An 8,611-nucleotide genomic window follows, 5' to 3' on the forward strand; every position below is an offset into this window, starting at 1 on the left:
CCTTGAGGGTGGCCGCCACAATGTCTCTGCGAGCCTCCGTCATGCTTCCCTAGTGGAAGGCGACATCACTCGCGCGGAATCGATCAGCGAGCTGCGGAACCATCGGTGTAGTCGGAGTCTGCCGAGGTCCAGCCGAAGGCCTTGCGGAGCTTCTGGCCGGTCTTTTCGATCGGGTGCGCTTCGTTTTCTGCACGCAACGCCTTGAATTCGAGGCCGCCGTTGTCCTGGTCGGCGATGAAGCGCTTGGCAAAGGTGCCGTCTTGGATGTCGGCAAGGACCTCCTTCATGGCTTCCTTGACCTGCGGGCCGATGACGCGTGGGCCGGAGACGTAGTCGCCGTACTCTGCGGTGTCGGAGCAGGACCAACGCTGCTTGGTCAGGCCACCCTCGTTGATCAGGTCAACGATGAGCTTCAGTTCGTGGCAGACCTCGAAGTAGGCCATTTCGGGCTTGTAGCCAGCTTCGGTCAGGGTTTCGAAGCCGTACTGGATAAGCTTGGAAACGCCACCGCAGAGGACTGCCTGCTCGCCGAAGAGGTCGGTTTCGGTTTCTTCAGTGAAGGTGGTCTCAATGACGCCTGCGCGGGTGCCACCGATTGCCTTGGCGTAGGACAGTGCGAGTGCGAGCGCCTGGCCGGATGCGTCCTGCTCGACACAGACGAGGGCCGGAACACCCTTACCTTCGAGGAACTGGCGACGAACGGTGTGTCCCGGGCCCTTCGGGGCGACCATGCAGATGTCGTGGCCGGCTTCGGGGGCAATGTAGCCGTAGCGGATATTGAAGCCGTGCGAGAAGAACAGTGCGGCGTCGTCCTTGAGGTTCTTGGCGATTTGCTCTGCGTAGACGAAACGCTGGACCTGGTCCGGAACCAGGATCATCACAACGTCACCTTCGGCCACAGCTTCGGAAACGTCCTTGACAGTCAGGCCAGCGGATTCAGCCTTGTCCCATGAGGAAGAGCCCGGACGCAGACCAACAACCACGTCGACGCCGGAATCCTTGAGGTTGAGCGCATGGGCGTGACCCTGCGAGCCGTAGCCAATGATGGCAACCTTCTTGGACTGGATGATCGACAGATCTGCACCGTCGTCGTAGATGATCTCAGTCATTGTCATTTCTCCTTCAATTGATCCGTGATCGAGCGTGATCCGCGGCCGATCGCCACAGCGCCCGACTGGACGATTTCTGTCACACCGTACTGCTCAAGGGAGCGGACAAGTGCTTCGAGTTTAGATAGTGAGCCAATAGATTCGATGACGACCGTTTCCGTCTGCACGTCGACGACGTGAGCACGGAAGAGGTCGACAACCTGCAAGACGCCGGTGCGACGCTTTTCGTCGGCGCGCACTTTGATCAGGAGGAGGCGACGTTCCACGGAGTCTTCCGGTTCAAGCTCCACAACCTTGAGCACGTTCACCAGCTTGTTCAACTGCTTGGTGACCTGTTCGAAGGGTTGGTCTTCTGCTTTGACGATGATCGTCATGCGGGAGATTTCGGGATGCTCAGTTTCACCCACGGTAAGCGAGGTGATGTTAAATGCGCGACGCGCGAACAGTGCCGAGACGCGGGTCAGGACACCGGGCTTGTTTTCAACAAGCACGCTCAGAGTATGTGTTTGTGCCATGATTTTCAGTCCTCCACATCCCAGTCGGGTGCCATACCCTTGGCATAGCGGATTTCATCGTTCGACACACCTGCTGCGACCATCGGCCACACCATGGAGTCCTTCGAGACTCTAAAGTCGATCAGGACAGGGCGGTCGTTGATGGACATGGCCCATTCGATAGCCTCGTCGACTTCGTCGATAGAACGGACGGTGCGCGCTGCCATACCGTAGGCGGTGGCGAGCATTTCAAAGTTCGGGATCTGCTCTCCGTCAACGGGGTTGAGCGTTGTATTGGAGTAGCGCTTGTCGTAGAACAGCGACTGCCACTGACGCACCATGCCGAGCACGGAGTTGTTGATCAGGCAGACCTTGATCGGAATGTTGTTCACCGTGCAGGTGGCCAGTTCCTGGTTGGTCATCTGGAACGAACCGTCACCGTCGATTGCCCACACAACGTTGTTCGGCTTGCCGACCTGGGCGCCCATGGCGGCGGGGATGCTAAAGCCCATGGTGCCCAGACCAGACGAGGATATGAAGTGCCTCGGCTTGTCGGACTGGATGAACTGAGCCGACCACATCTGGTGCTGGCCAACGCCGGTCACGTAGATAGCATCGGGGCCTGCGATCTTGGACAGTCGCGACAGGACTTCCTGCGGGGCCATCATGCCGTCTTCAGTCTTCGTCCACCCCATCGGGTAGCGGTCCTTCAGACGGTTGAGGTAACGCCACCATCCGGAGATGTCATCGCCCTGGTCCTTCTTCTTCATCGCGACGATTTCGTCAACGAGCATCGGAAGCGCGTCGGCGAGGTTACCGACGATCGGAATGTCCGCGAATCGGTTCTTCGAGATCTCAGCGGCATCAATGTCGATGTGCACGATCTTCGCACGAGGCGCGAAAGAATCGAGGTTGCCGGTCACGCGGTCATCGAAGCGAGCACCGAGTGTGACGATCAGGTCGGAGCGTTGCAGAGCACCGACGGCTGCCACGGTTCCGTGCATACCAGGCATACCCAAGGTGTGTGAATCAGAATCTGGGAATGCACCACGTGCGGTCAAAGTAGTGACGACCGGAGCGTCGGTTGCCTCAACCAGTCGAGCAAGATCATCGGTTGCACCCGAACGGATCATGCCACCGCCGACGTACAGCACCGGGGCTTGCGCTTGAAGGATTGCCTCTGCAGCCTGGCGCACTTGGCGCTTGTGAGGCTTGGCAGCTTCTTTGTAACCGGGCAGGTCCATGGCGGGTGGCCAAGAGAAGTTCATCTGGGCAGTCTGCGCGGACTTCGTGACATCAACGAGGACCGGGCCGGGACGACCAGTCGACGCAATCTCGAAGGCTTCAGCCAGTCGAGATGGAATCTCTGTAGCGTCGGTGACAAGGAACGCATGCTTCGTCAGTGGCATCGAGGCGCCAACAATATCGGCTTCTTGGAATGCATCGGTGCCAATCAGGGAGGCACCCACCTGACCTGAAATCACGACCATGGGGACGGAGTCCATGTTTGCGTCGGCCAGCGCTGTCAGGGTGTTTGTTGCACCCGGGCCGGATGTGACAATCGCACAACCGACCTTGCCGGTAGCAAGAGCGTAGCCTTCAGCGGCGTGGCCTGCACCCTGTTCGTGACGAACAAGAATGTGATTGAGCTTTGAGCTCATCAACGGATCATAAGTAGGAAGAATTGCGCCACCGGGCATGCCGAACACGTCGGTCACGCCGAGAGCTTCAAGGGAAGCAATAATCGCTTGCGCCCCGGTCATCATCTGCGTGGGAGCAGTGTCTTTCACCGCTGGGTCCTCTCTATGTGTGGGTGGATCTCAACAAAAAATCCCCAGCCGCGTCATAGCGATGGGGATTAGGCGTGCGATCCATCCGTTTTCACGCGGCAGGATTCGCACGCCCGGGTACGATGACCAGGACGGAAATACCAACCGAGAGAATGTTGAACACGGGTAAACCGTATGCCCACTAGGGCCTCGCCCCGCCTTTTATCTCACACTGCGGAATCTGAATCTCATCGCCTTTGTCGTTTCATTTGCATACGTGACACAAACGATAGGTTTTCGGCGCTTTATCCGTCACAGATAGGACGATGAACTAATTACCTTTGCGGACAAACCTGCAATAATGGGCGTGATTACTCCGTCAACACAACATTGGAGTCGTAACTGTGGAAACAGTATTCGCTCTGCTGGCTGAGCAGCCAGTTCTCTTCCTCTTCCTGCTCATTGGCATCGGTATGGCGTTTGGCCATATCAAGGTCAAGGGCATCGGTCTCGGTGCTGCGGCCGTTCTGTTCTTCGCCATTATTTTGGCGGCGTGGGCACAGGCATACGGCATCGAGCTTCGCGTGACCCCGCAACTGGGAACGCTCGGCCTGACCCTCTTTACCTTCGCTATCGGTATCAACTCCGGCGCGTCCTTCTTCCATAACTTGAAGACCGCTGTCGGCCCGATCTTGACCGTCGTTGTGCTCTACGTCGTCGCGGCCGGCGTTGGCCTTGGCGTTGGTAAGGCCCTCGGCATGGATATCGCACTGATCTCGGGTACGTTCGCTGGCGCGGTCACGAACACCCCCGCTCTTGCAGCCGCCGGCGAAGCCTCAGGTCAGTTGGACCGCGCAACTGTCGGCTACTCGATTGCCTACCTGTTCGGTGTGATCGGTATGCTCGTAGCTTCTGCCGCAGCGCTCTCCTACGGCAAGAACGACCGCGATACTCCTTCCCCGCTGGCGAACCGCACAATCCGCGTTGAGCGCGACGATCACCCGTTCGTTGGCGACATTTACGAGAAGCTCGGGTCGAAGGTCACATTCTCGCGTCTGCGTCGTGGTGAGACCGGCCCGATCACCCGCCCGTCGATGTCTGACACTCTGGACCCGGGTGACTTGGTGACCGTCATAGGTCCTCGTGAATTGGTTGCTCGCGCAGCAACTGAGCTGGGTCACGCTTCTTCACACTCCCTTATGCAAGACCGCACTTACCTTGACTTCCGTCGCATGACGGTTTCCGATCCGAAGGTTGCCGGTCGCGCGGTTGCTGACCTAGAGATGGCGAAGCACTTCTCCGCAACGATCTCCCGTGTGCGTCGCGGTGACGTTGACATGGTTGCCGAGCCGGGCTTAATCCTTCAGCAGGGTGACCGTGTTCGCGTTGTTGCTCCTACCTCCAAGATGGAAGCCATCACGAAGTTCTTCGGCGACTCGGCTCGTGGCCTTTCGGATCTGAACCCGATCGCGCTGGGTCTCGGTATGGCGCTCGGTATCGCGATCGGTGAACTCCCGATCCTGACCCCGTCCGGTGAATACTTCTCGATCGGTTCGGCAGCAGGCACCCTGATCGTTGGCTTGGTCTTCGGTCGTCTGGGCCGTATCGGACCGCTGGTCACTGCGCTGCCCTTCACCGCTTGCCAGGTTCTTTCTGAGTTCGGTCTGTTGGTCTTCCTCGCACAGGCTGGCGCCAATGCTGGTGGACAGATTGCGAACGCCTTCACCTCCGGTGACTGGATCAGGATCTTCATCCTGGGCTTCGTCATCACGACGATCCTTGCAGTTGGCACCTACGTCATCATGCGTTGGATCTTCAAGATGGGTGGCACGCAGCTGTCCGGCTTCCTCGGCGGTCTGCAGACCCAGCCGGCTGTTCTGGCATTCGCCAACGGTCGCACGAACTCGGATCCGCGCGTTGCCCTTGGTTACGCTCTGATCTACCCGGTCGCAATGGTCGGCAAGATCTTCGTGGCCCAGATCCTCGGCGGACTTGGCTGATCCTTTCATCTTCCGCTGATCTCTGATTGACGAGGCCGGGCGGGCACCACGCAAGTGGTGTCCGCCCGCTTCTTTATCTTTATCTTTAATTCGACGAGATGAACGCCAGCATGCTTGCCTTACGCTTTCAAACCCCTTTGGATGCTCCCCTCTCTTAGAATGGTGACGCCCCATCATTGTTTGCTCGAGGAGCGTTCCATGAGTTTGCGTTTCAATCCACCACCTAACTGGCCGAAACCGCCTGACGGTTTTACTCCCGGGCCGGGGTGGAGCCCCGATCCTTCGTGGAGTTCTGCACCGGCGGGCTGGCAACTGTGGGTCGATGACGGTATTGCTTCACCTTCGAGTATTCCAGGGAATGATCCTTCGTCACCGAGCGCCTTCTCGTCCGACGCATCTGTGTCCTCGGCTTCAGCTGGAGCCTCGTCCCCCTACGCGCCAGGCGGAAGTGGGCGCACGACCACCGCGAGCCCACCCCATAGTGCTAGGCAGAATGCTCCTCTACCCCAGACACGGACACCCGCTGCCGCCAACCAACCATGGGCGACGCCACCAGCTGCTGGTTCGCCAACGGACGCTGGGAACCCGTATACGCAGTTCGCGCGGGGAAGCATGCCCTCCTATGCGCAGGCGAACGCTCAGAGGAAGTCATCAACGAACCGAACCGTCGGGATTGTCCTCGGCTCCGTCGTTGGAATCTTCTTTATCACCATCGCCCTGGCAGTGATCGGAATCCTGAACCCGGACGACGAAGAGGATCCGACGGCCTGGCGTGGATCTGATCCAGGCTGGCCCACCTCGGCCTTCTCAGAGACACCAAACGAAGTCAAAATGAAGGACGGGTCATCACTTGCCGATTCGCTTCCGTCCGGCACAACTACAGAAAAGTTCGGTTTCAGCGCAAAAAGCCCCGCTGACCCGCAACTCCATTATTTGACTATGTACGACAGTGAGGTGGATTCCTCGGGTCTTCCCGTCACTTCAATCAACGTCGAACTCGGTGCAGTTGACTGGAATGCAGGGCCGGCAATCCTTGCTGAGCTGACGGAGGAAGGTATCGAGAGCCTTTATACGGAACCTGATGCAGGCGAAGTCTGGATTCGTGTTCCCGTCACCATCACCTACCACGGTGAAGACACGTTCAATTCCTTCGATCTTGATCTGACATACTCCAATGACGATTCCTTCGCTTTTGCCGAATATTCCTACACTGACAGCGATTTCTCTATCATTGATATGCCGGGCGACGGCCAAACAGCAACCGGATACTTCAATTTCATGATTGATGAAGAGAACGCAACTGCGCAGCAGGGCATATTTGAGGTCTCAGCCTTCTACACAACTCCATCGCTGTTTATGTCAGCGAAATAAGACGGTGTCCTGACAGAGGTGTGGGGGTCTCAGGCAGTGCCTGAGACCCCCACACCTATGAAAAGTCGGACGCTACGTTACTCGCTCAATTCTTGGTTTGAGGATGTATCATCTGGTGTTCTTGCTTCGGCAAGCGACTGCTCACTCAGAGCCTCTTCACCGCCAGCAGCTCCAACTGTTTCATGTACTTGGGCAGAAGTGTGGTCATTGGCCACCGTGTCAGCGCTGTCTGTAGGGCTGAACGAATCTGGGAGGACCTCGTCCAGGAGAGGCACAACGGGCGCCGATTCCGTGAGCCAGTTCTTATCCGTCAGCATTCGCGCCACAGCAAGACCCATGCCGATACCCACGATCGTGAAAATAACGGTGAATAGCGACTGGAGGGCTTCGAGCATCTGGCCGTTGTTCAAGTAGGTGAGCGAACGGTAAAGCGGAACACCTGGGATCATGATGACCACCGCCGGGACAGATAACGTCACTCGAGAGAACCGCGTGCGCTCCGCTGCAAACGTTGCAAGGAGGCCTGCAGCAAGGGCTGCAAGACCGACAGCTGCGGGCGTCTGAACATCAAGCTCGTCAACCAGAGCAAGACGCCCAACGTTGATAAAAGCACCAATCAATGCCGCCGTTCCCGCTACTCGCGTTGGCGAGTTAAACAGGACAGCAAAGCCAAACGCCGCGACAAAGCTCGTGATAAACCGCAGAGTATAGAGCAACCAGGGGGTGAGGATGTAGCTGTATTCGGGAGTGACAGACCAGTGGAAGACTGTTGACACTACCCAGGTGGCGACGCCCGCAGACAACAAGAGCATGAAGACGTACGTCAGACGACCTAGACCGCCTTGGAAATCGTGTCGGACCAGGTCAATAATGCCCGTCACTAGCGGGAAGCCAGGGACTAGGAACAGCATTGCTGAAATAAAACCAGCTTGGTGCGTAGGCTCAAGGCCAAGGAAGTGCTGTGCAGGGGCAACGAGAAGGATGTAGATGAGCGCCGCGACTGCACCACAACTCATCCACACTCCGAAGTGGTTCATGTGACGGTGGAGCATCTGACGCCGAAGCGCCTGGCCAAAGAATGCTGCGACTGCAACAGCTGAGCATTCAACCCAGCCGCCACTGTTCAGGAATGAGAAGGCAGCACAGGCAAGTCCAGATGCTGCAGCGTTCGGAAACCAGTCATACAGTGGCTTCACCCGTTCGATTTCGTCAAGCGCTTTTTCAGCGTCTTCAACCAGAACTGCCTTGCCTTTAATAGAAGCGACGTAGTTGTTAAGCCTGTCGATACGGTCGGCATTGACGCCCATTTGGCGTTGTTCAGCAAGACCAGTACGGAAGGTGCCGTTCGCATATGCGGTGGCGATGATCTCCGTGTAGGTGACTTGCGCGTGATGCTCTGCGATACCTACTGCTTTGGCAAGCGTTGTCATTGAGTTTTTTACGCGATATGCACTGGCACCGCTTGCCAGGAACATCTGACCGAGTCGCAACACCACGCGTGACTGGTGGGCAAGACGATCATGGGCGGCCGAACGGTAAGCCTGAATGCCCTCGGGGGCACCTTCGATAATGTAGCCCGATGACACTTGATTGGTCGTTTCACTCATAGAACAAGCATTCCACCCTAATGGAATAAAGAAGGCGGTCTATCGTCACAGACGGCTTGTAGCGTCGGACACGTTGCCGACTGTTGTGCCGGCAATTGGCTGGCACCGTCTGAGATTGCCAGCACACACACGTGAGGCCGTGAAAGCCCTTTTGGGTTTTCACGGCCTCAGCGTTGAAGTGTTGTTGCGGCGGTGTCCTACTCTCCCACACTCTGTCGGGTGCAGTACCATTGGCGTTTGTGGGCTTAGCTTCCGGGTTCG

Annotated in this window: 6 protein-coding genes; 2 read left to right on the top strand and 4 right to left on the bottom strand. The window is 57.5% G+C overall.

Annotation, left to right across the window (positions count from 1 at the left end; genetic code table 11):
• Positions 1–83: 83 nt before the first annotated feature.
• The 3 genes from ilvC to QP442_RS08345 are packed head-to-tail and all read right to left on the bottom strand — an operon-like array spanning position 84 to position 3,369.
• Entirely contained in the window at positions 84–1,109 is a 1,026-nt protein-coding gene (gene ilvC / locus QP442_RS08335; protein WP_006681796.1) for a ketol-acid reductoisomerase, read from the bottom strand.
• A gap of 2 nt (positions 1,110–1,111) precedes the next feature.
• Positions 1,112–1,624: an acetolactate synthase small subunit gene (gene ilvN / locus QP442_RS08340; protein WP_006681797.1), complete on the bottom strand. Its 513-nt coding sequence runs from the start codon at positions 1,622–1,624 to the stop codon at positions 1,112–1,114.
• Positions 1,625–1,629: 5 nt separating this feature from the next.
• Positions 1,630–3,369, bottom strand: a complete 1,740-nt coding sequence (locus QP442_RS08345; protein WP_040318740.1) for an acetolactate synthase large subunit — start codon at positions 3,367–3,369, stop codon at positions 1,630–1,632.
• Between the two features lie 407 nt (positions 3,370–3,776).
• Here QP442_RS08345 and QP442_RS08350 point away from each other — a divergent pair, with 407 nt between their 5' ends.
• Together QP442_RS08350 and QP442_RS08355 are read left to right on the top strand one after the other, a co-directional pair.
• Positions 3,777–5,372, top strand: a complete 1,596-nt coding sequence (locus tag QP442_RS08350; RefSeq protein ID WP_006681799.1) for an aspartate:alanine exchanger family transporter — start codon at positions 3,777–3,779, stop codon at positions 5,370–5,372.
• Positions 5,373–5,570: 198 nt separating this feature from the next.
• The gene (locus QP442_RS08355; RefSeq protein ID WP_006681800.1) at positions 5,571–6,743 is read left to right on the top strand and encodes a hypothetical protein; all 1,173 of its coding nucleotides are present in this window, start codon (positions 5,571–5,573) and stop codon (positions 6,741–6,743) included.
• A gap of 77 nt (positions 6,744–6,820) precedes the next feature.
• On the opposite strand, the gene QP442_RS08360 is transcribed toward QP442_RS08355, so the two are convergent.
• On the bottom strand, positions 6,821–8,350 hold the full coding sequence (locus QP442_RS08360; protein WP_006681801.1) for a threonine/serine ThrE exporter family protein: 1,530 nt from the start codon (positions 8,348–8,350) through the stop codon (positions 6,821–6,823).
• Positions 8,351–8,611: the final 261 nt, after the last annotated feature.

Source organism: Pauljensenia sp. UMB1177 (assembly GCF_030217965.1).
Taxonomy (GTDB): domain Bacteria; phylum Actinomycetota; class Actinomycetes; order Actinomycetales; family Actinomycetaceae; genus Pauljensenia; species Pauljensenia turicensis_A.